Origin of the sequence: Halobacteriovorax sp. RT-2-4, from assembly GCF_047085445.1 — a bacterium.
In the GTDB taxonomy this organism is placed as follows: domain Bacteria; phylum Bdellovibrionota; class Bacteriovoracia; order Bacteriovoracales; family Bacteriovoracaceae; genus Halobacteriovorax_A.
Window position 1 is genome coordinate 970,728 of sequence record NZ_JBKIXY010000001.1, and the last position, 26,473, is coordinate 997,200.

At 37.2% G+C, this 26,473-nt stretch carries 28 protein-coding genes; 15 read left to right on the plus strand and 13 right to left on the minus strand.

Annotation, left to right across the window (positions count from 1 at the left end; genetic code table 11):
* Positions 1–61: 61 nt before the first annotated feature.
* Genes pstS through ACMAYL_RS04520 form a run of 7 tightly spaced genes read left to right on the plus strand, consistent with a single transcriptional unit; the run spans position 62 to position 6,617 of the window.
* Positions 62–1,057 carry a phosphate ABC transporter substrate-binding protein PstS gene (gene pstS, locus ACMAYL_RS04490; RefSeq protein ID WP_103216724.1) on the plus strand — a complete coding sequence of 332 codons (996 nt, stop codon included), beginning with the start codon at positions 62–64 and terminating at the stop codon, positions 1,055–1,057.
* On the plus strand, positions 1,057–1,998 hold the full coding sequence (gene pstC, locus ACMAYL_RS04495; RefSeq protein ID WP_103216723.1) for a phosphate ABC transporter permease subunit PstC: 942 nt from the start codon (positions 1,057–1,059) through the stop codon (positions 1,996–1,998). Before pstS ends, pstC begins: the two co-directional genes overlap by 1 nt.
* Complete coding sequence (gene pstA, locus ACMAYL_RS04500; protein ID WP_103216722.1) at positions 1,995–2,855, plus strand: phosphate ABC transporter permease PstA; 861 nt, start codon at positions 1,995–1,997, stop codon at positions 2,853–2,855. The genes pstC and pstA overlap by 4 nt, the downstream gene beginning before the upstream one ends.
* Positions 2,855–3,622 (plus strand): phosphate ABC transporter ATP-binding protein PstB, encoded by a 768-nt coding sequence (gene pstB, locus ACMAYL_RS04505; RefSeq protein ID WP_103216721.1) that lies wholly within the window; start codon positions 2,855–2,857, stop codon positions 3,620–3,622. Before pstA ends, pstB begins: the two co-directional genes overlap by 1 nt.
* Before the next feature lie 10 nt (positions 3,623–3,632).
* Positions 3,633–4,250 carry a phosphate signaling complex protein PhoU gene (phoU, locus tag ACMAYL_RS04510; RefSeq protein ID WP_392991318.1) on the plus strand — a complete coding sequence of 206 codons (618 nt, stop codon included), beginning with the start codon at positions 3,633–3,635 and terminating at the stop codon, positions 4,248–4,250.
* 8 nt (positions 4,251–4,258) lie between these two features.
* Positions 4,259–4,954, plus strand: coding sequence for a response regulator transcription factor (locus ACMAYL_RS04515; RefSeq protein WP_103216719.1), 696 nt, complete (start codon positions 4,259–4,261; stop codon positions 4,952–4,954).
* Positions 4,944–6,617, plus strand: a complete 1,674-nt coding sequence (locus ACMAYL_RS04520; protein ID WP_412462816.1) for an ATP-binding protein — start codon at positions 4,944–4,946, stop codon at positions 6,615–6,617. Before ACMAYL_RS04515 ends, ACMAYL_RS04520 begins: the two co-directional genes overlap by 11 nt.
* Here the strand turns inward: ACMAYL_RS04520 and ACMAYL_RS04525 are convergent.
* Genes ACMAYL_RS04525 through ACMAYL_RS04550 form a run of 6 tightly spaced genes read right to left on the minus strand, consistent with a single transcriptional unit; the run spans position 6,614 to position 11,657 of the window.
* Positions 6,614–7,660 carry an NAD(P)H-dependent glycerol-3-phosphate dehydrogenase gene (locus ACMAYL_RS04525; protein ID WP_103216717.1) on the minus strand — a complete coding sequence of 349 codons (1,047 nt, stop codon included), beginning with the start codon at positions 7,658–7,660 and terminating at the stop codon, positions 6,614–6,616. The genes ACMAYL_RS04520 and ACMAYL_RS04525 overlap by 4 nt on opposite strands.
* Positions 7,657–7,911, minus strand: coding sequence for a DUF493 family protein (locus tag ACMAYL_RS04530; RefSeq protein WP_233189678.1), 255 nt, complete (start codon positions 7,909–7,911; stop codon positions 7,657–7,659). Before ACMAYL_RS04530 ends, ACMAYL_RS04525 begins: the two co-directional genes overlap by 4 nt.
* A 12-nt stretch (positions 7,912–7,923) precedes the next feature.
* Positions 7,924–8,499: a KdsC family phosphatase gene (locus tag ACMAYL_RS04535; protein WP_103216715.1), complete on the minus strand. Its 576-nt coding sequence runs from the start codon at positions 8,497–8,499 to the stop codon at positions 7,924–7,926.
* A gap of 3 nt (positions 8,500–8,502) precedes the next feature.
* Positions 8,503–9,309: a 3-deoxy-8-phosphooctulonate synthase gene (gene kdsA / locus ACMAYL_RS04540; RefSeq protein WP_412469749.1), complete on the minus strand. Its 807-nt coding sequence runs from the start codon at positions 9,307–9,309 to the stop codon at positions 8,503–8,505.
* Positions 9,299–10,903 carry a CTP synthase gene (locus ACMAYL_RS04545; RefSeq protein ID WP_412469750.1) on the minus strand — a complete coding sequence of 535 codons (1,605 nt, stop codon included), beginning with the start codon at positions 10,901–10,903 and terminating at the stop codon, positions 9,299–9,301. The genes kdsA and ACMAYL_RS04545 overlap by 11 nt, the downstream gene beginning before the upstream one ends.
* A complete protein-coding gene (locus tag ACMAYL_RS04550) occupies positions 10,893–11,657 on the minus strand; it encodes a 3-deoxy-manno-octulosonate cytidylyltransferase (RefSeq protein ID WP_103216712.1) in 765 nt (254 codons plus the stop codon). The genes ACMAYL_RS04545 and ACMAYL_RS04550 overlap by 11 nt, the downstream gene beginning before the upstream one ends.
* Before the next feature lie 70 nt (positions 11,658–11,727).
* On the opposite strand from ACMAYL_RS04550, the gene ACMAYL_RS04555 reads away from it, so the two are divergent.
* The 4 genes from ACMAYL_RS04555 (at position 11,728) to purB (ending at position 15,566) form a co-directional block, all read left to right on the plus strand.
* A complete protein-coding gene (locus ACMAYL_RS04555; protein WP_103216711.1) occupies positions 11,728–12,087 on the plus strand; it encodes a hypothetical protein in 360 nt (119 codons plus the stop codon).
* 90 nt (positions 12,088–12,177) lie between these two features.
* Positions 12,178–13,620, plus strand: a complete 1,443-nt coding sequence (locus ACMAYL_RS04560) for a TolC family protein (RefSeq protein ID WP_392991311.1) — start codon at positions 12,178–12,180, stop codon at positions 13,618–13,620.
* Positions 13,620–14,264 (plus strand): hypothetical protein, encoded by a 645-nt coding sequence (locus ACMAYL_RS04565; protein WP_103216709.1) that lies wholly within the window; start codon positions 13,620–13,622, stop codon positions 14,262–14,264. Before ACMAYL_RS04560 ends, ACMAYL_RS04565 begins: the two co-directional genes overlap by 1 nt.
* A gap of 15 nt (positions 14,265–14,279) precedes the next feature.
* Positions 14,280–15,566, plus strand: coding sequence for an adenylosuccinate lyase (gene purB, locus ACMAYL_RS04570; protein ID WP_412469751.1), 1,287 nt, complete (start codon positions 14,280–14,282; stop codon positions 15,564–15,566).
* Positions 15,567–15,568: 2 nt separating this feature from the next.
* Here the strand turns inward: purB and cdd are convergent, their stop codons facing one another.
* Positions 15,569–15,991: a cytidine deaminase gene (gene cdd / locus ACMAYL_RS04575; RefSeq protein WP_103216946.1), complete on the minus strand. Its 423-nt coding sequence runs from the start codon at positions 15,989–15,991 to the stop codon at positions 15,569–15,571.
* 111 nt (positions 15,992–16,102) lie between these two features.
* Positions 16,103–17,083 carry an alcohol dehydrogenase catalytic domain-containing protein gene (locus ACMAYL_RS04580; protein WP_412470794.1) on the minus strand — a complete coding sequence of 327 codons (981 nt, stop codon included), beginning with the start codon at positions 17,081–17,083 and terminating at the stop codon, positions 16,103–16,105.
* Between the two features lie 211 nt (positions 17,084–17,294).
* Here ACMAYL_RS04580 and ACMAYL_RS04585 point away from each other — a divergent pair, with 211 nt between their 5' ends.
* Positions 17,295–18,953, plus strand: a complete 1,659-nt coding sequence (locus ACMAYL_RS04585) for a SulP family inorganic anion transporter (RefSeq protein WP_103216706.1) — start codon at positions 17,295–17,297, stop codon at positions 18,951–18,953.
* 69 nt (positions 18,954–19,022) lie between these two features.
* A complete protein-coding gene (locus ACMAYL_RS04590) occupies positions 19,023–19,352 on the plus strand; it encodes an SWIB/MDM2 domain-containing protein (RefSeq protein ID WP_103216705.1) in 330 nt (109 codons plus the stop codon).
* Positions 19,353–19,380: 28 nt separating this feature from the next.
* Here ACMAYL_RS04590 and ACMAYL_RS04595 read toward each other — a convergent pair whose 3' ends face one another.
* Complete coding sequence (locus ACMAYL_RS04595) at positions 19,381–20,508, minus strand: DEAD/DEAH box helicase (protein ID WP_412470795.1); 1,128 nt, start codon at positions 20,506–20,508, stop codon at positions 19,381–19,383.
* Between the two features lie 60 nt (positions 20,509–20,568).
* On the opposite strand from ACMAYL_RS04595, the gene ACMAYL_RS04600 reads away from it, so the two are divergent.
* On the plus strand, positions 20,569–20,787 hold the full coding sequence (locus ACMAYL_RS04600; RefSeq protein ID WP_103216703.1) for a DUF3820 family protein: 219 nt from the start codon (positions 20,569–20,571) through the stop codon (positions 20,785–20,787).
* On the opposite strand, the gene ACMAYL_RS04605 is transcribed toward ACMAYL_RS04600, so the two are convergent.
* From ACMAYL_RS04605 to ACMAYL_RS04615, 3 genes are all read right to left on the minus strand, one after another.
* The gene (locus ACMAYL_RS04605) at positions 20,784–21,227 is read right to left on the minus strand and encodes a hypothetical protein (RefSeq protein ID WP_412470796.1); all 444 of its coding nucleotides are present in this window, start codon (positions 21,225–21,227) and stop codon (positions 20,784–20,786) included. The genes ACMAYL_RS04600 and ACMAYL_RS04605 overlap by 4 nt on opposite strands.
* Positions 21,228–21,300: 73 nt before the next feature.
* Complete coding sequence (locus tag ACMAYL_RS04610; protein WP_146037758.1) at positions 21,301–21,780, minus strand: hypothetical protein; 480 nt, start codon at positions 21,778–21,780, stop codon at positions 21,301–21,303.
* Positions 21,770–24,796: a hypothetical protein gene (locus ACMAYL_RS04615; protein WP_412470797.1), complete on the minus strand. Its 3,027-nt coding sequence runs from the start codon at positions 24,794–24,796 to the stop codon at positions 21,770–21,772. Before ACMAYL_RS04615 ends, ACMAYL_RS04610 begins: the two co-directional genes overlap by 11 nt.
* A gap of 249 nt (positions 24,797–25,045) precedes the next feature.
* Between ACMAYL_RS04615 and ACMAYL_RS04620 the strand changes: the two genes are divergently transcribed.
* Positions 25,046–25,714 carry a hypothetical protein gene (locus tag ACMAYL_RS04620; protein ID WP_412469757.1) on the plus strand — a complete coding sequence of 223 codons (669 nt, stop codon included), beginning with the start codon at positions 25,046–25,048 and terminating at the stop codon, positions 25,712–25,714.
* Here the strand turns inward: ACMAYL_RS04620 and ACMAYL_RS04625 are convergent.
* Positions 25,711–26,457 (minus strand): Bax inhibitor-1/YccA family membrane protein, encoded by a 747-nt coding sequence (locus ACMAYL_RS04625; RefSeq protein WP_103216698.1) that lies wholly within the window; start codon positions 26,455–26,457, stop codon positions 25,711–25,713. The two genes, ACMAYL_RS04620 and ACMAYL_RS04625, sit on opposite strands and share 4 nt — an antisense overlap.
* Between the last annotated feature and the right edge of the window lie 16 nt (positions 26,458–26,473).

The following is a 26,473-nucleotide window of genomic DNA, read 5'->3' on the forward strand; positions in this document are numbered from 1 at the left end:
TAATAAACACCATATTTACCATGTGCTAAATTCAAGAAAACACTGAATTTAGGAGACACACATGATTAAGAGAATAATTGCACTTTGCCTACTGCTGGCGAGTTCAAGTACTTTCGCTTTAAAGATCAACGCAGCTGGAGCATCATTTCCATATGCTATTTACTCAAAATGGTTTTCTGAATACTCGAAAATTCATCCAGAAATTCAATTCAATTACCAACCAATTGGTTCAGGTGGTGGTATACGCCAACTTTTAAAAGAGACTGTTGATTTTGGTGCATCAGACGCACCAATGAAAGAAAAAGATAAGAAGAAAGCAAAATGGCCAGTTCTACACGTTCCGATGGTTCTTGGCGCCGTTGCCATTGCTTATAATCACCCACAAATTCCAGATGAGCTTAAGCTTGATGGTGCAACTCTTGCAGATATCTATTTAGGTAAAATTACAAAGTGGAATGCTGAGCAAATTGCAGCTCTTAACCCTGGTGTAACTCTACCATCTGATGACATTCTTGTTGTTCGTCGTGCAGACGGATCAGGTACAACGAAGAACTTTGCAGACTACCTTGTGGAAGTCAGCACAGAGTGGAAGCAAAGAGTTGGTACGGGTAAATCACTTCGTTGGCCAACTGGAGTTGGAGCAAAAGGAAATGATGGTGTAACTTCAATTGTAAGCAACACTAAGGGTTCAATCACATATATGGATCTTGCTCACGCTAGAAAGAATAATATTAAGACAGTGGCCCTTAAGAATAAGTCTGGTATCTTTATCAATCCAACTGTTGAGGCCGTATCAGCTTCAGCTAAAGAGTTTAAAACAACTGGAAAAGAGTTAACAGGTTCACTTATTAACAGCAGCGCTAAAGACTCATATCCTATCAGTGCTCTGACGTATATCCTTCTACCAATGGTAGAAAAAGACCAGAAAAGAGTTGAGATTTACAAATTCGTTGAATGGGCAATTAGTAAAGGCCAAAGTTATGCTAAAGAACTTTACTATGCTCCCCTACCAACTGAACTTTCCAAAAAGGTATTAGAAAGGGTAAAATCTCTTTAATGAACCTACTTAAAAAATTAGGGCCAATTTCTCCTTCAAAACAGGATAAGTTGGCCTATATAACACTTCGCTTTTTTTCACTTATTGTCATTATTCTACTGATACTTATGATTGGTCAGCTTTTCTATGCCAGTCGTGAAGCATTTAGTGAGTTTGGATTTAAATTTATTTTCGATGATTTCTGGAATCCAATTGATGACGAGTTTGGGGCACTTCCATTTATCTTTGGTACTGTTGTTACTTCACTTCTTGCCCTTCTAATTGCAGGTCCTGTTAGTATTGCAGTGGCCCTCTTTATTACAGAATATTTACCTAAATCAATTTCAAGTATTCTAGGAACTTTTGTTGAACTTATTGCGGCCGTTCCAAGTATCATTTTTGGTTTATGGGGCCTCTACTACTTAGCTCCTTTTGTTAAAGACCTTCTAACTCCTGCCCTAAAGGCAGTATTTGGATTTTTACCTTTTTTCCAAGGCCCAAGCTTTGGGATTGGTATTCTTACGGCCTCAATTATTTTGGCCATTATGATTATCCCAACTATCACATCTGTTGCACGAGAGGTATTTCGTTCAGTTAATATACTCCACAAAGAAGCTGCCCTAGGGCTTGGGGCCACAAAATTTGAGATGATTAAAATTGCAGTTTTAAGGCCAAGCTTTTCAGGAATGGTAGGAGCACTAGTTCTAGGTTTAGGACGCGCCCTTGGAGAGACAATGGCCGTGGCCATGGTTATTGGTAACACTCCTCAAATCACTAAATCAATCTTTGCTCCAGCTTCAACAATGGCCTCAGTTATGGCAAATGAATATGCAGAAGCAGAAAGTGATCTACACTTATCCGCTCTATGCCTCGTTGGACTTCTCTTATTTGTCGTTACTTTTGTAGTTAACTTAGTAGCACGTACAATTGTATGGAAGCAAACAAAGGGAGCATCAAAGTGAAACTCTCAAAAAGTCGTGTCATAAAGAATCTAATTTTTAAGGGACTGTTAGTTCTTTCTGCTTTATTAGTGATTCTACCGTTAATTTTAGTTTTTATTTTCCTTCTTCAAAAAGGTTCAACTTCAATAAGTTTAGACTTCTTTTTAAATGATCCTAAACCAGTTGGAGAAATCGGTGGTGGTATGAGACATGCCATCCTAGGTACTCTTATTATGGTATCAATAGGTTCACTAATTGCGGTTCCAGTTGGAACACTATGTGGTGTCTACTTAAGTGAATACGGGAAAAGTAAAATTGCAACGGCCCTTAGATTTACAATCGATCTTTTAACAGGCGTGCCTTCAATTGTAGTTGGTATCTTTTCTTATCTAATATTTGTTGTAAGCTTTAAATCATTTTCAGCACTGGCCGGAGCATTTGCTCTAAGTATTATTATTCTTCCAATTGTAACTAGAACAACGGAAGAAATCTTAAAGCTAATCCCTAGACATGTTAGAGAAGCAGGACTTGCTCTTGGACTTCCAAGATGGCGAGTTATCTTCAATATTATTCTTAAAGGATCAAGAAACTCTCTCATGACAGGTGTTATTCTAGCAATATCACGTGCGGCCGGAGAAACAGCCCCCCTATTATTTACGGCATTTGGAAGCATGTACATGAGCTACAATGTAACAGGTCCAATGGCCTCACTTCCGGTACAAATTTATAACTACGCAATCAGTCCATATAAAGAATGGCAACAACAAGCTTGGGCCGGTTCATTCACCCTAATTATTATTGTTCTTGGACTGAACTTAAGTGCAAAATTCTTATTCAATTCAAAGAAGCTTAAGAAATTCTTTGTGAGGAAATCATAATGGCAAATAGCGATATCATATTAGATGTAAAAAATATTCAAGCATGGTTTGGAGACTTTCACGCTGTAAAAGGTATTGATCTTAAGTACCATAAGAATACTGTCAATGCGATTATTGGCCCTTCAGGTTGTGGTAAATCAACTTATATTAGAACCCTAAATCGTATTCATGAAGAAGTCGAAGGTGCACGTGTTTCAGGAGAGGTTATTCTTGAAGGAAATGACATCTACGCTCCATCTGCCGATCCTGTTGAAATTCGCAGAAAAATTGGAATGGTTTTTCAAAAGCCTAACCCATTTGCGGCCATGAGTATCTATGACAATGTTGTCATCGGGCCAAGACTTTGGGGAAAGAAGAAAAAAAGTGAACTCGATGAAATCGCCTATAATTGTCTAACGAAAGCGGCCTTATGGAATGAAGTAAAAGATAAACTTCATCAAGAAGGAACTTCACTATCAGGTGGTCAGCAACAGAGACTCTGTATTGCTAGAACACTAGCAACAAACCCGCCAATCGTATTAATGGATGAGCCGACATCGGCCCTTGATCCAATTGCGACCGGAAAGATCGAAGATCTTATGAGTGAACTAAAGAAAGACTATACGGTAATCGTTGTTACACACAATATGCAGCAGGCAGCACGTATTGCAGACTATACAAGTTTCTTTATCCTTGGAGAGCTTATTGAGCATGGACTAAGTAGTGATGTCTTTACCAACCCAAAAGAAAAGAAAACTGAAGATTATATCACTGGCCGTTTTGGCTAAGGAGCATTCAATGGAATTGACTGTTGAAACACTAAGAAAAGATATTACAGAAATGGCCGCAATTGTAGAAAAGATTCTACATGTTGCTGTTGATGAAAAATCAACAATGGAAAATCTCTATGAGCTTGAGAATGAAATCAATGAATTTCATAAGCTTGTGGATGATCATGTATTTAAATTTATCGCTCTTAAGTCGCCTACTGCAATTGATCTAAGAACGGCATTGGCCATCATGAAGATCAACTCTGAACTTGAAAGACTCGGAGATGAAGCAGTTAACTTAAAGCGCTACTTAATGCGAATTTCAAATAGAGAAAAACATTGCAGCATCATTCAAGCAGAAGTTTTTGAGATGGTAAGAAAGAGTTTAATTGCCTTTGCTTCTAACAATATTCAAATGGCAACAGATGTAATCAAGGCCGATCACGAAGTTAACTCTCTTCATAGAGATCTAGTGAAGAAGTTTTATCAACTTCTTAAAGATGGAAAGGCAGAGGTTGATGAAGGTTTTGCTGTCATTCGTGTTTCGAAAATATTTGAAAGATGTGGTGATCACGCAACAAATATTTGTGAAGATATAATCTTCTTAGAGTCAGGTAAAGACGTAAGACATACAGAGGATCAATAAGGCAAATAATGAAAGCACTAATTGTAGAGGACGAACAATCAATCGCAAAACTAATTGGGGTAAACCTTAAGGCCATAGGCATTGATTATGACATGGCAAATACAGGTAATGATGCCATCACTGCTATTGAGAATAATCAGTACGAGCTTTTTGTTTTGGATCGCATGCTGCCGGACCTTAGTGGTGTACAAATTTGTCAGTATATTCGAAATACTAAGAAGCTTAAGAATGTAGGAATTCTTTTTGTTACTGCCTTAACTTCTAGCGAATCCATTATTGAAGGACTTGATGCCGGTGCTGATGACTATATTACGAAGCCTTTTGATATTGGAATTCTAAAGGCAAGAGTAAGCAGTCTAAAACGACGAGTTGAAAGTCATCACACAAGCTCTCCAATCAACAACAAGAACACATATAACCATATGGGAATAAAAGTTGATGTCGATGGAGTAAAAACTATTATTGATGAAAAAGAAATTAAGCTGACAGTTTCTGAATTTAAAATTCTTTGTGTCCTAATCTCTTCTCCAGGTAAGGTTTTTACACGTAAACAAATCGTTGATCTTATAAAAGGTGAAAATATTTATGTTACAGACCGCACTGTTGACACTCATGTTTTCGCTCTTCGTAAGAAGCTTGGAAGTAAATCAAAAGTTGTTGAAACAGTTCGCGGGATAGGATATCGAGTAAAGAGTGAAGAATAACTTTTTTAACTTCCTTAAAATAAAGTTTCTAAATGATATCATCTTTTATCAAACGCTAATCTTTTGTTTATCCCTACTCTTTCTGGGCACATTCTTTATCATAAACTTTAAAGATAACTTTATTCACTCGATCGTAGATCAGGAATTACAGTCGCTACGCCAAGATGGTATTGCGAAAATGTGTGACAAACAAACAAAGAGAACACAATTTTATATTCTAAATGCAAATCGTACGATTAGATGTGCGGCCCCAAGCTTTAAGATTGAGGATTTTAAAAATATTATTATTGGCGAATATGATAGTGATGATCGATATATCTATCATCACCGTGTACTTCACTCAAAAGGAAAGAGCTATACTCTCTTTTTAAGGATTGAGTCTGATGCACTAAAACTAATTTCATCAGAAGTCTTTTCCAAACTCTTTATGGCGATGGGAATCTTAGGAATTCTCTTTATTGCAGGACAATTCTTTCTCTTCCGCCACTATTTTACTCCTCTATACGACCTCTTTCATATTTTTAGAATGAAAGGAGTTATTGATACTACTGATAGTCGTGATTACTGGGATTATATTGAGTCTAAGTCTATTAAGAACTTCAATAAGAGACGAAAGCTTCAAAGAGATCTCTTTAATACAAAACAGTATTATTCAGTCATTATTAACTCAATAGATGACCCTGTCGTTGTAACTGATAGTAAGGGCAGAGTTATTTTCTGTAATAATGCATTTAAGAAATCTTTTGCACCTTTTAATGGACGATATCGAGGCGTAGAACTTATTAGTATAATTAGAGACTATGACTTTATTAATCTTATAAGAAAGAATGGTTACCAGGCCAATCTGATCCATAATACTCAAATCGCCTTAACAAAAGTTAGTGGGAAAACGAACTCATTCCAGTTAAAGATTAGCGATATTGAATCTAAGAATAAAGACAAAGAGATTCTTTTCTACTTTAGTGATATTACAAAACTTCAAGATGTAAATAATATGAGACGTGACTTCTTTGAAAATGTTTCACATGAGATTAAGACACCTCTGACATCGATTAAAGGCTATACTCAAACTCTAAAGTCCATTAATACGGACGAAGATCAACAAGAGATTATGGATATCGTTATTCAAAACGTTGATCGCCTTGACGAGTTAATCAATGGAATTCTTTCACTATCAAAGATTGAAAATGAAGGAAAAATTGAAGTAGAAGAAATTAATCTTCCTTCTTTTATTAATGCTCTCATTAATGATCAACAGCTCAAAATAAATGCAAAGAATATGAGTGTAAACTACTCAAATACGGGAGCTGATACAATCGTTGCTAATGGAAAGCTACTATATCACTGTATTTCGAACCTCGTATCAAATGCGATTAAGTACTCGCGAGAAAATACTCAAATTACTATTGAAAGTGGTCAAAGAGAAAATCATCGTTACATTGCAATTACTGATGAAGGTGTTGGTATACCAAATGATAAAATCGCAAGAATCTTTGAACGCTTCTATCGTGTTGATCAATCTCGTAGTATCAATACTGGTGGAACAGGCCTAGGACTTGCCATTGCAAAGCACTCTGCACAAAAAATGAAGGCATCAATCGAAGTTGATAGTATGGTAGATAAGGGAACAACTTTTACAGTGCTCTTTCCAATTAAATCTTAATCGATTTCAAACTTAATAGGTGCCTGCATTAGTTGACTTAGAACTTCTTCAACGTTTGCATCATTGTATAGAACTTCATAAAGTCCTTTAAAAATTCGTGCGCGAATTTCATATTTCTCAGCTAGTAAGAAAGCCGCTTTTGTCGTCTTATAACCTTCAACAACTGTACGTTGTGAATTGATAATATCAAGAGGCTTTCTTCCCTTAGCGATCTCAAGTCCAAAAGTTTTGTTACGAGACAGTCCACCTGTTGTTGTTAGAATGAGATCCCCCATTCCACTTAGGCCATAAAATGTTTCAGGACGAGCGTTAAATACCTTACCAAAGCGTAGCATTTCGACGATTCCACGAGTAATCATAGCGGCACGCGTATTGTGATTGTAGCCTAGGCCTTCAACGATACCACCAGCAATGGCCAAAACGTTTTTAAGAGCACCACCTAGAAGGACACCTTTTATATCGTAATTTGGCAGGGCCTTAAAATATGGAGTTTCTAATTTAGTGGCAACATCCATTAACACTTTTTTAGATCGTCCTGCGATTGTGACAAGAGTAATCTGTTTTTCCATAATTTCTTTTGCGAAACTTGGGCCAGATAAGAATGTGATATTGTCACGATAATGCGGAAAGAAATCATTTAGTAGATCATCACTTAACTCAAGAGTATCAGGATCAATCCCTTTTGAAAGACTAATTAAAGGAATGCCTTTACCAAGGTAGCTATTAAAGCGAACAAGGTTTTCACTAAAGAAAGTTCTAATTCCGTGAGTAGGTAACCCTGAAACAATAAGCTCTAAACTATCTTCTTCACTAGGATCTAGCTCACTCCAATCAAGGATTGCCTTAATATTAGCGTCAAGCTTAATACCAGGAAGATAGACAGAATTGATACGGTCCTCATTAATATCTTTATAGATATCTTCTGAGCGTACCTTTAAAATTACATTTTCAAATTTATTTGCCAGAATTGATGCAATCGAAGTTCCGAAAGCACCAGCTCCAACAACTAGAGCTGTTTTATATTCAAAGTTATCTTTTGTCATAGTGCTAGTATACCATGTAGGCGCCCGACTCTTTCATAAATCGTTAACACTTCATCAGAACTATTGCACTTTACATTGAATGTGAAAGAGATGTACTTGCCTGTTTTAGATGGTTTTTCATGGTGAGGCTTTTCTCCTACGGCCATGATTAACTCATCACGATTTGTCTCATTTCCAATAAACTTAAAATTATAGACTGCTGGCCACTCATATTGGTCATCCAATAAGGCCTTTAGTTTTGTTAAATCCATACTAATCAACTCCTACTTTGGCCATGTATCCTTAAAATCAATAGGACTTCCGTCAAAGTCTAAAACTTCAGGAACGATGCCATGGACATAGCGGAAGATATCAATAACTTCTCTAACAGCACCGTGTCCACCTTCTCTTTGCGTTACATAGTCACAATACATTTGAATCTCGTGAGATGCATGTGGCGTTGTTGCAGCAAATCCTGCTGCTTTTAGTAGAGGAACATCAAAGAATTCATCACCCATAAAAAGTACTTCTTCTTGTTTGAATCCAAGATCTAAGACTTTTTTAAATGCGACTCTTTTATCCTCGTCACCCAAGAAGGCAAAATCAAGTTTTAAGTTATTCACAAAACGCTCTTGAACACCTTTTGATGCACCTCCAGAAATAACACCAACTTTAAATCCTGCTTTCATAAGTAGTTTTAAAGCATAGCCATCCGAAGTATGTGATGAGCGATTAAAGCCCATTTCATCATCTTGGTACCAAACATGACCTGGAGTTAGAACTCCATCAATATCAAAAGCGAGTACTTTAATATCTTTTAATTTTTCTTTATATTTTTGAGCTTTTGTAAATAAATCCATTAATTATTCCGTAATAGCGTTTCTAATTCTTAATAGTCTTTGGATAATAACACCCGCTTGGTCTAGAGGCAGGCTTGTGGCCGCATCAGACTTAGCTTCACTTGGATTCGGATGTACTTCCATAAAGATTCCGTCTGCACCTGCTGCCACGGCCGCTTGAGCAAGAGTTAGAATCTGCTCACGCTTTCCACCAGTTGAAGTCCCTAGACCTCCAGGTCTTTGAACACAATGAGTAGCGTCGTGAATTGCACGAACACCAAAAGACTTCATGATTTGGAAAGATGCCATATCAACAATTAGATTATTATATCCAAATGAAGTTCCCCTTTCAGTTAGAAGGATCTTATCCTTTGAAATAAATTCTTCGGCCTTCTTAACGATATTTCCTGTCTCTTCAGGAGATAGGAATTGCCCTTTTTTAATCTTAAGTTGAGCGTCGTATTTCTTACAAGCTTCAGCACCTGCTAAGATCATATCTGTTTGACGGCAAAGAAATGCTGGAATTTGAATTGTATCAACAACACTTGCAACAGCATCGGCTTGTTCAGCAGTGTGAAAGTCTGTGATTAATTGCACTCCATATTGCTTCTTCACTTTTTCAAGGATCTGAAGACCTTTTTCAAGTCCAGGACCTCTGAAAGAATCGATTGATGAGCGGTTTGCCTTATCAAAACTCCCTTTATAAGAAAAGTTGATTTCATCCTTTACAGGCTCAAGCATTTCTAAAAGACGTCCACAAACATCCATACACATTTGTTCAGACTCGATTACACAAGTCCCCATGAATAGATCAAATTTTTTATTTTCCATATTTATCTGCCTCTTTAATAAATTCACTAAATACTGGGTGGGCCGCATATGGCCTCGATTTAAACTCTGGGTGGTACTGACATGCAAAGAAGAAAGGATGATCCTTAATCTCAATTGTTTCAACGAGGTTAAGTTCAGGATTCTTTCCACTAATAACAAGACCACACTCTTTTAATTGTTCAACATAGAAGTTGTTAACTTCTAGACGATGGCGGTGTCTTTCATTAATTAGTTTTTCACCATACATCTGTCTTGCGCGACTTCCATCAAGAAGCTCACACTCATAGCTACCAAGGCGCATACTTCCACCTTTAGCACCATCTCGAGTTTGACCTTCCATATAGTGAACTAAAAGATCTCCACCAGCATTAAATTCTTCTGATGTAGCATCTGTTAATCCACAAATATTTCTAGCATATTCAATAATTGCAAGCTGCATTCCTAGACATATTCCAAAGAATGGAACTTTATTTTCACGAGCAAAACGAATGGCCGAAATTTTCCCTTCCGTACCACGCTCTCCAAAACCACCTGGTACAAGAATACCTTGTACATCTTTAAGAAGCTTATCTGCTCCTTCTTTTTCAATATCTTCCGAGTCAACATATACAGGAACAAGCTTAAGTTGGTGAGCAAGAGCTCCGTGTCTTAAGGCCTCATCCAGAGACTTGTACGACTCTACTAATTCCGTATACTTTCCAACAACACCAATCTTCACCTCTCTTAGTGGATGATCGAAGTTATATGCAACCTTTTCAAGGTCATCAATCTTTGGCGATGAAGACCAAATCCCTAAGATCTTTGTGATCTTTTCATCTAGCCCTTGAGAATGGAAGTTAAGTGGTACTTTATAAATTGAATCCAAGTCTAGAGATTGGAATACATTGTCTTTTGGTACGTTACAAAATAGTGAGATTTTATCCATAATCGACTGATCGATCTCACGATCACTGCGACAAATAATAATATGTGGGAATAGACCTTGTGAACGAAGCTCTTTAACTGAGTGTTGAGCTGGTTTGGACTTTAACTCTCCCGCTGCAGATAAATAAGGAATTAAAACAAGGTGAACAAATAAAACATTCTCTTGTCCAACGTCATGAGCAAATTGTCTAATTGATTCAACATATGGAAGAGATTCAATATCTCCAATAGTTCCACCGATTTCTCCGATTAGAATATCTGCATCCTCTGCTGCAATATGAATACGACGTTTAATTTCATCCGTGATGTGAGGAACAACTTGAACCGTCTTACCAAGATACTTCCCTTCTCTTTCTTTCTCAATTACCTCTAGGTAAACTTGACCTGTCGTAAAGTTTGATTGTTTTGAAAGTGTTAAAGAAGTGAATCTTTCATAGTGACCAAGATCGAGATCTGTTTCAGCACCATCGTCCGTTACAAAAACTTCTCCGTGTTGAGTCGGACTCATTGTCCCTGGGTCAACATTGATATACGGATCCATCTTAAGCATATTAATGCGAATTCCACGTCTTTCTAGTAAAGATGCAATCGATGCAGCTGCTAAGCCTTTTCCAAGAGAACTTGTAACTCCACCAGTAATGAAAATATACTTCTTTTGGCTATTTGCCATTTATCACTCCCTCCACGAATGGAATATCTTCCGGAGTATCAACTCCACATAATGTCATATCTGTAATTGCGGCACCAATTGTGTAGCCGTTATCAAGTAGTCTTAATTGCTCTAAACATTCAATCTTCTCATTAGTCGACTCACCTAGAGAGCAGAAATTCTTAAGGACTTCTGGTTTGAATGAATAGATACCAATATGTAAATACCAGTTTAGCCCCGGTGTCTTTTGACGATTGAATGGATGAGGGCTTCTTGTAAAGTAATGGCAAATATTTTTCTCTTTTGAAAAGACGGCCTTCACCTTATTTGGATTTAAGTAATCCTCATGATCATTATCAATCGACATCTCTTTTATAACAGTCGCTACATCAAAATTTTGAGAATTATGAATTCGCAATAGTTCAGTTAGTAAGTCAGCTTTAATCAATGGCTCATCACCTTGCACATTGATAACGAAGTCATACTTTTCATCTTTAAAAAAACGATCGTAGGCCAAGAAGATTCTTTCACTTCCCGACGGAACATCATCATCGACTCGAACCACATTGCGGCCAGACTCATTTAACATTTTTTCAATTTCATCATTATCCGTAACGACACAAACTTTTGAACCAGGAAAATTTTCAACAATACCAGCACATCCATCATAAACATGAGAGACCATTGCCTTGCCGGCGATATTTGCTAGAGGTTTTCCGGGGAAACGAGTCGAGGCGAATCTTGATGGTATTAATACCAAAGCTTTTAAGTTCATTATTTACCTTTTTGACAGTAAATAATAACAAATACCTGTGATACTTGCAAAGTGTGATATCATAAATCTCATGAAATACTTCGCCTTAACACTCAGTGCCATTGTTTTTATTTATACGGCCTCAATTGAGAATAGACTTAATGCGCAAACTATTTCCGATTCAATTATTACTGACCCAAGTATTTCTCGTCGTTGCGACTCACTAATGAACCAAAGACAAGAAAAAGTTGAACACCGTCAAAGACTGCTTTTTCTCTTAGATCGAAACAAGAATCTTCTAAAGACGACACCTGATAATAAAAAGTCGATTTCCTCAAAGCTAAGAGACAATCAATACCGCGTCATCCAAGAATTAAAGATTACGAACTTGAAAGTTATTAAGCTCGAAGAACAAATTGTTCGCCGTGGATGTCCAGGATTGACTCTCTAGCGAGCAAGTGTTGCCATCTCATATCACGCAAGTCATAATTTTAGCAGACGCACAAAATTAGCAATTAGCTAAATGAGAGGGACTTCACTTATGACTAAAACAATAGGCTTTGTTTGCGCCTACCTATTTCTATCAAGCTTTTCTTATGCATTAGAACAATCTCCTGAAATCTTTATCCAAGAGGCCAGTGAAGATAAAGTTGATGAAAATGCTTATCGTCCACTCGATATTGGAACAGTAATCGAGCAAGGAATGAGAAGCTACCAAGACAATGTTATCCGTCGCAAAAATATTGAGATTCTAAAAAATAGATTAAAGGATACAAAAGAAGAGTTCTGGACGCCTAATCCAAAAATTAACTTGCAACTAAACCCACAGCGAATTGGAACACTTAAGAGTGGAAGTAATGACCTAACTCGCCTACCTCGTACAGCGAGCGGAAGTGTTGGACTGGAGCTTGGAGAATATACGCTTTTCAATTGGGGTAAGGACTACCTTAATTATAAGAATGAAAAAGAATCACTTGAGCGTCAAATTGACCGCGACAAAGAAACGCTTCGTGAGTTTAAACAGGAACTCGTTCGTGAATATGTAAGACTGATTCACGCTAAAGACTTGAAGATCATTGCTCGCCAATACCTTCAACGCGCTACTCTTGTTTATCGTATGAACCGAGAAAAAGTATTACAAAAGAAAATTACAAAACACGAGTACTACCAATCTCGCTCAGAGTACTTAAGAGCTCAAGAAGCCTATACTGACGCTAAGACAAATGAAAATATCGCTTCAGAAGATATGGCCAAACGTTTAAATGATCCTCCGGGAACACTTTATTTCATCAAAGACGATTATCAATACGAAAAGTCGACTTATAGCAGAGACAATGCCATCGCTACAGCGAGAAAAGTTTCACCATTTATTCTTGATAAGAAAGTCGAAAGAAATATTAAGAATCGCGAGTATGAAATAGCAGTTAGAGATAATCTTCCGCTGCCAAAAATCACAGTAAATTTTGGAACTTACTCTCAAATTTTTGACGGCAGCTCTGTAACAAATGACTACTACACGACATCAGTTGGTAATTCAAATATTGATCTTGTGGCCAGCTTAAACGCAAGTTGGACAATCTTTGGGGACGGTGGACTTTTTAATCGTAGAAAACTTGCAAATGCAAGACTAGAAAAAGAAAAGGCCATGTATGATTTAAGTCTTACAAGAAGAAAGGTTGAAGAGGCCATTGTTAATATCTTCAACTTTTTAAACTCTGCAGTTGAGCATCTAAATATTATTAAATCCCGTAATGACTCGTTAAAAAAGAGAATGGAGACAGCTCTTTATCAATATACAAATCGTAAGACACGTTATCTTGAGTACCAATTAGCGATGCAGGACTACTTTGACTCACTAACGAGAGAGTCGATTATTAAATTTCAATACCTGGCCAAGAGAGTTGAACTGGCCCAAATTGTAGGTCTAGAAAATCTTCCTGACCAAGCCTTTGATAAGGCCATTATTAAGGGAGGAGGACAATAATGAAAAAATTAAGTTTTATCTCTACTCTACTTTTATTAACACTAGCCTCAACTAGTTTTGCACAAGACTTAACAAGTTTTGAAGATATCAATATCACTGATGAAGATTATGGCTATGAACTTTCACGCTATAATATCAAAGATGATAATTTTTCACTTGAATTTAATTATGGTGGAATTACAAACTTAAGTGAATTTGCTTCGACAAATACAATCAGTGGTACAATTACATTTTACAGCGAAAGGTATTCACTAAACCTCTACGGCGCTCTTAATACACTTGATGTTGCGAGTGTAACACAATTTGATAACCTTGATGCAAGCCTAAGTGTTTACTCAGTCGGAGCAGGGCTAAGTAGACGCTCAATCCTAATCAACGACTTCATCAATATTAAGTCTATTTACGATGAAATTCAGGCACATCTTACTTATAATATAAGTGACTCAGAGGCTTTCGGTACAGAATTATCAGGGATTGGCTTTAATGCAAGCTATGGCCTAATTTATCGAGCAAGTAGTGGCCTACACTTCTCTGCACGATTTATTTATAACCTAATGGCATTAGAAAGCTCAGATGAAACAATTACGACTGAAGCATCAGCGAGTTGGGTAAGTGCTCAGCTTGGAGTTGGATTTATATTTTAATTAACTGGAAGACTTATGATTGAAAGATACGAAAAGAAAGAGATTAGTGAAATTTGGAGCGAGCAATTTAAATTTGAAAAATTTCTTGAAGTCGAAATTGCACTGACAAAGGCCCTTGAGAATGCCGGAATTATAAAAGAAGCATTTTCAAATAAGTTAAATCTTGTGACTGTTAATCCTGAGCGAATCAAGGAGATCGAACGTGAAACAAGACATGATGTTATTGCCTTTTGTACTTCAATTACTGAGCAACTAGAGACTAATGAAGGAAAGTATTTTCACTTTGGAGTCACTTCATCCGACATCATTGATACAGCTCTAACACTTCAAATAAAAGAAACACTCAATCGTATTCTACCAGCTTTTGAAATGCTTATTAAAACACTTGATGAAAAATCAAATGAGCATATGAAAACAATCTGCATTGGACGCTCTCACGGTATCTTTGCAGAGCCAATGAGTTTTGGCCAAAAACTGAGAGGACATCTTTGTGAGTTCAAAAGACGCTACAGTGATCTCAAAGATTTTTATGACAACGAACTGACAGGCCAAATATCAGGTGCAGTTGGAAATTACACTATTTTAACTCCGGCAATTGAAGCTGAAGTTTTAAACTTTCTTGGACTAAAAGTTGAACCTGTTTCAACACAAGTCATTCCTCGCGATCGCATTGCAAAGCTAACGACAATTATCTCACTATTTGGCTGCGCCTTAGAAAGACTATGTGTCGAGATTCGCCATCTTCAACACTCTGATGTTGCAGAAGTTTTTGAAGGCTTTAAAAAAGGTCAAAAAGGTTCATCGACAATGCCACACAAGAAAAATCCTATCTCAAGTGAGAACCTTACAGGAATGGCAAGAATGCTTAGAACATATAACCAAGTAGCAATGGACAACTGCCTGCTTTGGCATGAAAGAGATATCAGCCACTCAAGTGCTGAAAGGTTCTTTCTACCTGATATGTTTGGAATCCTACTCTACTCAATTGAGCGTATGAATAGCACTGTAGAAGATCTCGTCATTGATAAAGAAGCAATGAAATCTAAAGTTACTCAAAACTTTAAACACCTTTCTAGCTTCGTTTTACATAAATTAATTGAAGTTTCTAATAATACAAGAGAAGACCTATACCGCGTGGTTCAAAAGGCTTCATTTGAAGCAAGTGATCGCCAGTCTTTTTTTACGATTTTAGAAAACGATCTTCCAGATAGTGACGACAAGAAGCTTATTGGGCAACTAAAAGATCTCAATGATCTCGAAATCTATAGTGCCCATACAAAAAGTGTTTTTTCTCGAAGCTAAAACTAAACAGTAAATTCAGTAAATGGATGCGGAAGAAGTTCTTTAAATAGAACTTTTTTCGTAATTCCTTTTAGATTTCCTAGATAAACAGGAAAGTCTGCCTTTACAAATTCAGACATGACTTGAAGGCAAAAAGCACAAGGAACTGCTGGCTCTTCTTGGTCTGTCACAACTACGATAAATTCGAAATCCTTCTTACCAAATTGTGCAACACTTGATAGAACACTTCCCCTTTCCGCACAAATTGTTCCACCGTAGCTAGCATTTTCAACATTACAACCTGGGATTGGATCATCAATACCGTTTAGTTTTAAGGCCGAACCTACTTGAAATTTTGAATACGGGGCATGTGCATTTGAGCGCGCTTTAATTGCAATGTCATATGCCTGCTTAACTTTGTCTGATACATCAATTTTATTTTCCATAGAGATCATTATAAATGAAATCACATCGAAGTCTATTTGAAAAAACCGGCCTCCTTTTAATAAAATTGAAGAGTAGAGGCCGGACAAAACCTGGAGGAGTTTTGATGAGGCTTAAAAACTTAAACTTATATTTCCAAGAACATCTCGTTGATTAATCAGCCCATGTCCTTTCTCTAGTGTTTCAGTAGAGATCTCACCTAAGTCCATTGCAACAAGAGGCTTAAGCGCCCCCGCTTCAACTAAATGAGTCACCTCTCTTAAGTAATTTCCGTATTCTTCATGATCAACTATTCCACTTGAAGAAACTAAAACAAACTCTTGCTCAACTTCTGGTAAAGCGCTCACAAAATCGTTAGGTAAAAATTCATCTCGAGTCGAAAAAAGAGATACCATACGAGTTCTCTTACTTACTATTGCCCTTAGCCTACGAATGTATTGATTCGGAGAGCTAGCACAAAGAATATAGTCAACTTTATCAATTCCCATTCGCTTTAATTGTGTAGCAATTGGAAGGGAGCTATTAATGGTCAAGTCTGCTCCCATCTTCTTTGAAAACTCCTTCGTTTCCATATCATCAGCAGTCGTAATAATTGTTAAATTCGTTATTTTGCTGGCCAGTTGCGTGGCCATGGCACCAATACTATTGCCTCCATCGATAATTAAAATTGTTTGCCCACGACTACGTTCGGGATCAACTTGTAATTTATCAAATAGACTATCAAAGGCCATAATTGATGCTAAAGGGAGCGTTGCCGCTTGTGCAAAGTTTAGATTACTTGGCTTATGTGAAACAAGTCTCTCATCCACAATTTGAAATTCTGAATTAGTACCACTTCTTTTCATATCACTAGTGTAATAAACTTCATCACCAACTTTAAAATCTTGAACGCCTTCACCAACTTCTGCCACAATACCTGAAGCATCAAAGCCCAAAGTCTTTCCCATATGTGTTGGTCTCATTTCATTATCATATGAGCCAAGTGAGACAGACTTAACCTCAATGAGGAGATCTCGTCCCTTTGCTTTTGGGCGGTCCACCTCTATTTGAGAGAAGCTCATTGGATTGATTTCGTTCACAATAAAAGTTTTCATAAATAAGTCTCCATGTAGTAGTTGTGTGATAACCACATGCCTATTATGGAATTTTGTAGCGTAAAGTTTGTGGAGAATTGGTCAATTCGCCGTGAATAATAATTTTTATTGTGATTTTAACGAAAAGATAATTTGATTTAATGAACAAAACCTTTAAATGTTGCGTCAAATACTATAGTATTTAGCCTTACACTTAAATAGGAAGAGAGACATGTCAGCTGATAAAATCAAGCATAGTGAAGATGTGAGTGCTTCGCTTAAAAATCGTTTTATCGATTTAACAATCAAGAAACCAGAGAACTTAAAAAATGATTTTCTTTCAGGACTAACAGTTGCTTTAGCACTTGTTCCTGAGGCCATCGCATTTGCTTTCGTAGCAGGTGTTCATCCAAAGGTTGGTCTTTATGCGGCCTTTATGATGGGACTTATCACAGCAATTTTTGGCGGACGTCCAGGAATGATTTCTGGTGCGACAGGTGCCGTTGCAGTTATTTTTGCTCCCCTTGTTTATAAAGTAATGGAAATGAGCAAAGATAGTGGAATGACTTTTGATGCGGCAATGGAAAATGCATTAAGCTATCTTTTTGCGGCCGTAATTATAATGGGACTAATCCAAATTATTTTTGGATTACTAAAACTTGGAAAATTTATTCGTCTCGTTCCTCATCCAGTAATGCTTGGATTTGTTAATGGTCTAGCTATCATTATCTTCCGTGCTCAATTTTCTCAATTTACGGTTGGTGGAGAACTTCTTGCTTCAACTCAACTTCTGGTAATGTGTGGATTGATCGCTTTAACAATGGGGATCAGTGTTTTCCTACCAAAACTAACAAAGGCCGTACCGGCAACACTCGTTGGTATCGTCGCGTCTACTGTTATTGGCTACTTCTTAAATGAAGCAAATCCAGGCCTTGTTAGAACTGTACTTGATTTTGTTCAAGACCAAGATAAGACAATCACAACAATTGCAGCAGGTCTTCCAACATTTAAAATTCCATACGTTGAATTAACAATGGATAATCTAAAGCTAATTCTTCCATATGCATTCCTTGCAGCAGCAGTTGGTCTAATTGAATCACTAATGACACTACAATTAGTTGATGAACTTACAGATACTAGAGGTCAAGGTAACCGTGAATCAGTTGGTCAAGGTCTTGCCAACTTAGTAAACGGATTCTTTGGTGGAATGGGTGGTTGTGCCATGATCGGTCAATCAATGATTAATATCCGTGGTGGAGGTCGAGGTCGCTTCTCAGGTATCACGGCGGCAATCTTACTACTAGGATTTGTACTTTTTGGTGCACCTTTGATTGAGATGATTCCTCTTGGAGCACTTGTTGGTGTAATGTTTATGGTTGTTATTGGAACATTTGAATGGTCAAGCTTACGTCTATTTAAGAAAGTTCCACTTTCAGACTTCTTAGTTATTATTCTTGTTTCTGTCGTGACAATCTTAGCGGACCTAGCTGTTGCAGTACTAGTTGGTATTATTGTTTCTGCTCTTGTATTTGCTTGGGAGCACGGAAAGACAATGCATGCAAAGAAAAGAGATGAAGACGACAAGACAATCTATGAATTAGATGGCCCACTATTTTTTGGTTCAGTAACATCATTTAAAGATCTTTTTGATTTTAAAGATGACAAAGAGCATGTGTATATTGATTTTGACAACTCACGTGTTTGGGATCACTCTGGTATTGAGGCCCTACAGAATATTACTGAGCGCTACGCACAGCAAGGTAAGAAGCTACACCTTCTTAATTTAAGTAAAGACTGTCTTATTCTATTGGATAAGGCATCAAATATAGTTGAATTATCTGTTATTGAGGATTTAAATACTCATATCGCAGATGATAGACTTGATGGGTAATTGATTTTTCTGTACAAAGAAAGTCTTTTCCTAAACAATTATTAGAGACACTAATTAAAGGATTAAATTATGAGTGAAGAAAAAGGATTAAAAAAACCAGTAAAACTAAAATCAGACTTAGCAGCAATGCTTGGTGAGACAGAACTACCAAGAACTGAAATCACTAAAAGACTGTGGGATTATATTAAAGAAAAAGGTCTTCAAACTAAGACTGAAAATGGAAAGCCAGAGAACGCAGGTAAGTTCATCGTAGCTGATGCAACTCTTCTTTCAATCTTTAAGCACACACACTCGACTTCAAAGTCTGGTAAAGTAACTGACCTTCGTAATATGAAGGAAGGTGAAACGATCAACATGATGCAAATGGCAGCTGTTGTTGGTGCAAATATCGAAAAATAATTTTCATAAAATTGCATAAAAAAAGGGCCTACTTAGTAGGCCCTTTTATATGGATATCAAGTCCAAGTTCTTTTTGAATTCTTTTAAAATATTTTTCTTCACTTGGTGAGATATAAGAGATAGCAATACCTCTTCTTCCCCCACGTCCAGTGCGCCCTATTCTGTGAGTGTAATTTTCAACTTGTTGTGGAAGACTAAAGTTTAATACATATCCTACGCCATCGATATCAAGCCCTCTTGCCGCAATATCTGTAGCAACAAGAACATGCATATTACCTTTTTGAAATTCTTTTAAGTTATAGATTCTCTGGCGCTGGTCTCGATCACCATGAATGGCACATGCTTTTATTTGATTTGCTTTTAAATGCCTCTCAAGCTTATTGGCATCTGACTTTGTTTTTACAAAGACAATGATACTTTTTACTTGGCGATCTTTTAAAAACTTTAATAGGAAGTCAGCTTTTCTTTCTTCTTCGACGAGATAGGCCATCTGACGAATCCCCTCATACCTTGCTTTAACAGGTGCAATTTCAATTTTATGAGGATTCTGTAAAAGTTTATTTGCAATAGCTTCTACTTCTTTGGCCATCGTAGCAGAAAAGAAAAGGCACTGCTTACTTTCAGGAAGTCTCTTTAATACAAATTCAAGATCATCTTTAAAGCCCATATCTAGCATACGATCCGCTTCATCAAGAACTAAGTGCGTTACTTCATCTAAAAAGATTTTTTCATCTCTTATAAGATCAACTAAGCGTCCTGGAGTTGCAACGAGGATCTGAATCCCCTTCGCAAGCTTTTGAACTTGTAACTTTTTTGCACTTCCACCATAAACAGCAAGAGTTGAAAGAGCTAGGCCCTTACCATACTCCTTAAAACTTTCTTCGACCTGCATCGCTAGTTCGCGAGTTGGTGCAATAATAAGTGATCTAATATGAAATGGTTTAAGTTTTGACTTACTCTTTGAGATTAAATCAAGAATAGGCGTCGAAAATGCGGCAGTCTTCCCACTTCCAGTCTGAGAGATCGCAAGAAGATCCTTGCCTTCTAATACAGCTGGGATTCCTTCAGCTTGAATCTGAGTTGGTTTTGTATAGCCCTTCTTTAAAAGAGCTTCTTCAATAGTTTGGGATAGCCCCAATTGCGTAAATTCTGCCATTCGTCATTTTTAGCAGAGTTTATAGGGGCCAGTCAATGTGTATTCCATTATACTAAGGATATGGAAGTTGCATTTAATAAAGAACATCTCTTAAAATTCGTCCAGACCACGATGCCATTTGGAAAGTACAGGGGCCGACTTCTTATTGATCTTCCTGATGAATACCTCGTGTGGTTTTCGCAAAAGGGCTTCCCACAAGGAGAGCTCGGCAGACTCCTTGAAGAGCTTGCCGAGATCAAATTAAATGGACTTGAATTTCTATTCAAAGACCTTCGTTAGAAACAATCCTCACCAACTCTATTTGGCATTTGATGACTTAGAGTGTGTGTAAACTTAAATCCACGAATATTTGCGTTAATATTTTCTTGAAGAGACACACGACATTGACCTTGCGCATCTTTAGAAAAGAACTTTGTCAGAGTTATTTCAAAATCAATATCTTCGACGCCAGGGTTGTTGCCAATAACATCTTCAAGGTGTTGTGTATCGTACGTGAACATACATGGTCCATCTTCACCTACGTTACGGTGATTCATAATCGTCTCACCAGCAAGCTCCGGAACAATAACTTTAACAAAGAAAGTTTCACCATAACCAAGGCTCGTCCACTTAAGTTTGGCCGTACTAATATCAACTGGTAGTGTAACAGTACGCTTTGATAAAACTTTTTGATTAGCAAATGTCATTAATGAAAATAATAAGACAAATAGGACCTTCATTTCTCCTCCTCGATTCCTTTTGATGAAGAGATAATGGCCTTCCTATTAAGATAAATAAAATAACAATTACAAACTACTGTGATAAGTAATATTTATTATAAAGCATGGTACTCCAAAATGCGAGACCGATGACATTGAGAATAATTATTTGTGTGATACGAAAGAATTTTAATTTTTCTTTGTGCTTAATTCCTAATCCGAATTTATAAAGAGATAAAAGATTCAGAACGACAGGAACAAATATCATACCAAAGATAGCAAGTCTTAATGAGTCGTGCATATAATCCACTTCTTTTTGTGACTTACTTTCTTCAAGGTTTAAAACTTCGATGCCGTTTTTCTCTAAGATATACTTAGCATCGATATAATATAATTCTTCAACAGAAATCAAATACTCTTGGGCAGCTGCAGAGTTTAAGTAAATATGCTGATTCAAGTGGCCACTAGAAGAATGTACTTTGATACCAGCGCTCTCTAACATTTCCCTTACATGCTTTGCATCTTCTAAGATTAATGTCGTATAAATTTGCTTAAGCTTCATTTTAATTTGCAATTAATTTTTTAATTGCCTCCACACAATTTGTCTTACGTGAAAACTGCTTTCCACCATAGAAGTTAGGATCAAGTGTCGCACGATTAATCTCACCTTGTTTGGCCGATTCCACGCGAAGCTCTTGAAACTCTAAAGCTTCGGGATAAATCGGCCCAGTATACGCCTTTCCTTCCGAAGCTATTGCAGAGTTTTTCCCTCTTGGCCTAACAGCTTTTTCCCAACCATCAAAAACAGGATTATTCACAAGCTGATCTTTAAGTGGACGATAAAACCTCATATTTGTGTACTGCTCTACATTTGCAAGACCTTCACCAATAATTGGACGATATTCTCGCATTTCAAGTCCTAAGTCATCTGTCATTTTCTTAAGATCTTCAATAAGCCTTGCTGGATTCTTAAGATATTCTTCATGACTTACATTTTGTAACTCCCCTGAAATCTCATCTGTTGTATTTAAGGCCTTATTTAAGATGGCCCTGAATAACTTCATTTGTAGAGCACTCTCATAAGCATCACGAGGAGCATTCATTAAACGAACCTCGGCCTTTCTGATTTTCGGATTAACTCTAAAAGCAGGACGCCATGGAACTTTTGGATTAGATATATCGAAATCATCACTAATAAATTTCTCAGGGATAACATCTTGGAAATATGCCGAAACATCTAAGTGAGTGTAACGGGCCTTACGTCCAACACGTTTATTAAAATAGCCTTCATTATAAAGTGCTTTTTTTAGTTCAGTTTCTGTCCCATTCCAATTAGCAAGTTTTTGTGCAAACTCATCTGAGATAGCAACTGGCTCCGCACTCTTAACTCGATTTAAATCTTGAAACATAAATGCAATCACAGAACGATACTCATTGAAGACAGCAAGAAAGCGAGCAAACTCGTGAGGCTTACCATCAAAGACTGTTAAATCAATATTTAAGTGACCACCACCGGCCTTAATATATGGAAGTGCATTATTCTTTTGAAAAGTATCAAATACCGCCTGCATCTCATCCATATTTGGTTCAAATTTAGGTGTGACAACTTCAATAGATCCAGCTCGAACCGAGTCAATAATGACATCACCTGCTGGAGTATAATTTCGGCCAATACCATCCCACTCAACTCTCCATGATCGATCTTTAGAGTCACGGATTTTAAAAGCAATATCAAGACCGTGGCCATGCCCATCTTCATACAGTCTTTCAACTTCCCCTTCTCCACCTAAACGATCACGAAGATCAGTTGCAAGTTTTTCAAGGTATGCTTCTTTTTCATCAGGAGACATATCCACACGAGTTTGAAGCCATGACATTTTACCGTCCATAAGCCTTTGGCGATTATAATCGCCATCTTCATTTTCAATCATAGCAAAATCACCCTGATACTTAAGGGGAAATTTTGCAGAATACTCAATACCAAGATCAACTTTATTTACGTCTATTGGCATATTCGTACCTGGTTTGAATTTATGAAAGTTTTCTGTGTCAGAAAAACTTCTCTGCGGCATCATGTACTTTCTGATGTCTTCTGTGATATTTGAAGAAGCAACCCATTCTCTTTGTAAAGAGATGATGGCCTTTTTCAAGTTCTCTCGATTAGTATGTCTTAAGCTTCCAACATCAATGAGATAATCCCTTGTTAAATTTTTAAGAATCGTCTTCTTAGTTTTCCCAAGAATCGGACATTCATTATACCAATTCCAAAGGACGACATTATAGCCTTCAAGGGATGCTTGATTAAGTTTATCGGCGGCCCTCTTCGCTTGTTCCATTGTTAGACCAAAGCGATGCTTTAAATCGGAAGCTTCTGCATAATGTATCGTCTCTTCATCAATGAGAGTCCAAGAGCGAATCTTTTCAATTCCAGAAAAGTCATTACGAGAAAAACGTGAAGCAAGTGAGGCTTGAATAAAACGTGCGACTCTTGCATTCTTTGTTCCAGAGCGAAATTCAATTGAAATCGAATCATTTACAAAACGACCTTCATAATCAACTCTTAAAGGTCCTCTATTGGTTTCTTCTCCATCGATAATTCCATTTGATATTTCCCAATCATCAAGAATTTCTTTATAGTCTGCCGTTTCGATTCCTGAGCGCCCGGCAATTCCCTCAAGAACAATAAGGGCCTGAGCGACTTTAGTAAGTTCTGCAGCTTTTTGACGATTAAATTTTTTCCCAACTGGAACGACCATACGTTGATGTCCAGGGGCCTGAAACAACTCTCCATTTCTTCCCATTGTCTTTTTAAACCACGCAATCATCTCTTGGAATTCACCATATGATTTTTGAGGTTTAAATAGAATTTCCCAACCAACCGAAGTTGGCTCGATATCATCTATATATTTTTGAAAAATACCGATATTTGGAACCATACGGTAGTAAGGTTTCAATTCTGTTTCGATATGTGGAAACTCACCTTTAAAGAATTGCCTTCTCGTTAGAGGCGAAAGATAACTAAATGGACTGTTATTTGTTTTACTTCCCCACTCATTCCACATTTCCTCAAGTTCATCCAAAGACGCTTCTTCTGGATTAAAACCATTCAGAAAGGAAATATCCATGGCCTTACTTCGCCCTTTTTCATCGAAGAGCTCTTGTGCAGGATCGTAGCGAGTTCCGTTTTCATCTACCCATACACGACTTGATTGACCCGGGGTATTGTTCATCCATTTTGTGAAGAATTCTTTTAAAAATTTGCGACGCTTCGACTCTTCAGTTGGAAGAATATCCATAAATGCTCTAACATCTGGACCTAGAATTCTAGTTACATACGAAGAGGAGCCTTCTTTCTCCGCCCCCCATGTAATAGAGCGTCGGCCAGAGCCTTTGACACCTATTGCTTTAGCATTATAGCCAACAGATGCTTCCATCATCTCTCCCCAAATCTCATAAGCGCTACTTTGTGTTGAAGCGGGTGTTCGCCAATCAATTTCAGGTAGATTATTTTTTACAAAATAGACCTGAGGAAAAACACCTAAAAGAAGTGAAAAGATTAAGATAAAAGAAGGGTTCTTAATAAACTTCATGAACGTCCTTAATAAAGATTAATTATTCATTCACTTTTCGGAAATTCAACGTCCATACTTGACTAAAAGACTATTTTAAAAATAATTCCAACAACTTACAAGCTTGCCTAAGTCTAATGAGATACATATAATCGCGCCCATGAAAAATAAAAAACCACTAAATTACTGGCGTATCAGTTTTAAACTAGTCTTACTTGTTCTAAGTATTTACATCTGGTTTGCGCTCTACCAAGGAATGACTGGTAAGTAATGAAGGCCGCAGTCATTGGAATACTTTCACTAAATATCTTAGCGGCTATCCCAAGTCCCGGATTTTGTCTTGCGGACTATGCTACGAAGAAGTATATCCAAAATGATTTTTCGGCTCCCTATCCAAAGGAAGTCATTTTTAGTTGTCAGTATGATTGTCGCGATATGGAAAGTGAATCCATTGAAAAGATCACTGGTATTTCAAAGGTAAGTGTCTCAAATATTTCTGATGATGCTTTAAAAGTTGTTTGCCAGGGTGTTATTGTAAAAAAATCAAAATGGGGATACGACTACGATCGCACACTTGAGTTCTATGCTCATCAAACAAATATAAAAGAAGTAAAGAGCTGGGCAAATCACACTATTCCAACAGAGAATAAATATACGACAAAGCTTCTCACTGATTTCAAAAATCATCTTAATAAAGTCTATCCTAGCTATAAGATCGCAGGAGAATCGAAAACTGAAGTAGCAAAAGAATTTGCACAAGCAGCTTATATTTTAGAAGAGATGGCAAAGCAATTGCCTGAGAATAGAAATCTATTTGATGAATATCGACTAATGCTTGAGCAAAGAAATGGAGAAACGGGAAGTGAGCTAACGGCCAACAAGTTAGTCATGGACCAAATACTCTTTGGAGCAAGTTGGTCCATGAATATAAAAAATTAATCGCGTCGATTTAATTTTGAAAGAAGTCTTAATACTTCAATATATAGCCACACAAGAGTAACCATTAAAGAGAAGCCCGCATACCACTCAAGATATTTTGGTGCTCCCTGATCAACACTTTTTTCAATAAAGTCGAAATCTAGAATTAAACTAAATGCAGCAACACCTACTACAATAAGGCTAAATCCAATTCCCACTGGGCCATTTCCGTGAATCATTGGGATCGTTGTTCCAAAGAAAGACATAATGAAACTTACGAGATAAACACCCATGATTGCAAACATCGCCGTCATGATTACCTTTCTAAACATCCCTGTTGCTCTTACAAGGCCCCAACGATAAAGAAAGAATAAAGTAATGAAGGCAGAAAAAGTAATCGTTACAGCATTAAAGACAATCCCTTGAAATTGAAATTCATAGATTGCAGAAATTGACCCAAGAAGAAGGCCTTCACATAGAGCATAAACAGGAGCTGTAAACATGGCCAACTTTGGTTTAAAGATCGTAATAAGAGCGAAAATAAAACCGCCAATACCACCAATCAACGGATACATACCCATTTGTGGTTGCATTGAATTCTCCAGAGTACCTAGAGTTACATTCCATGTATAAATAAATGTCATAAGCATTAGAGCAAAGAGAATCATCCCTTTATTAAATACTCCAGAAAAAGACATTCTTTCATCTGATAAAGTTCCCGCCTTAAAGACGTCATTTCTTAGTGTCGGGTTTGTCGACCTCATAATTCCTCTTTTGTTA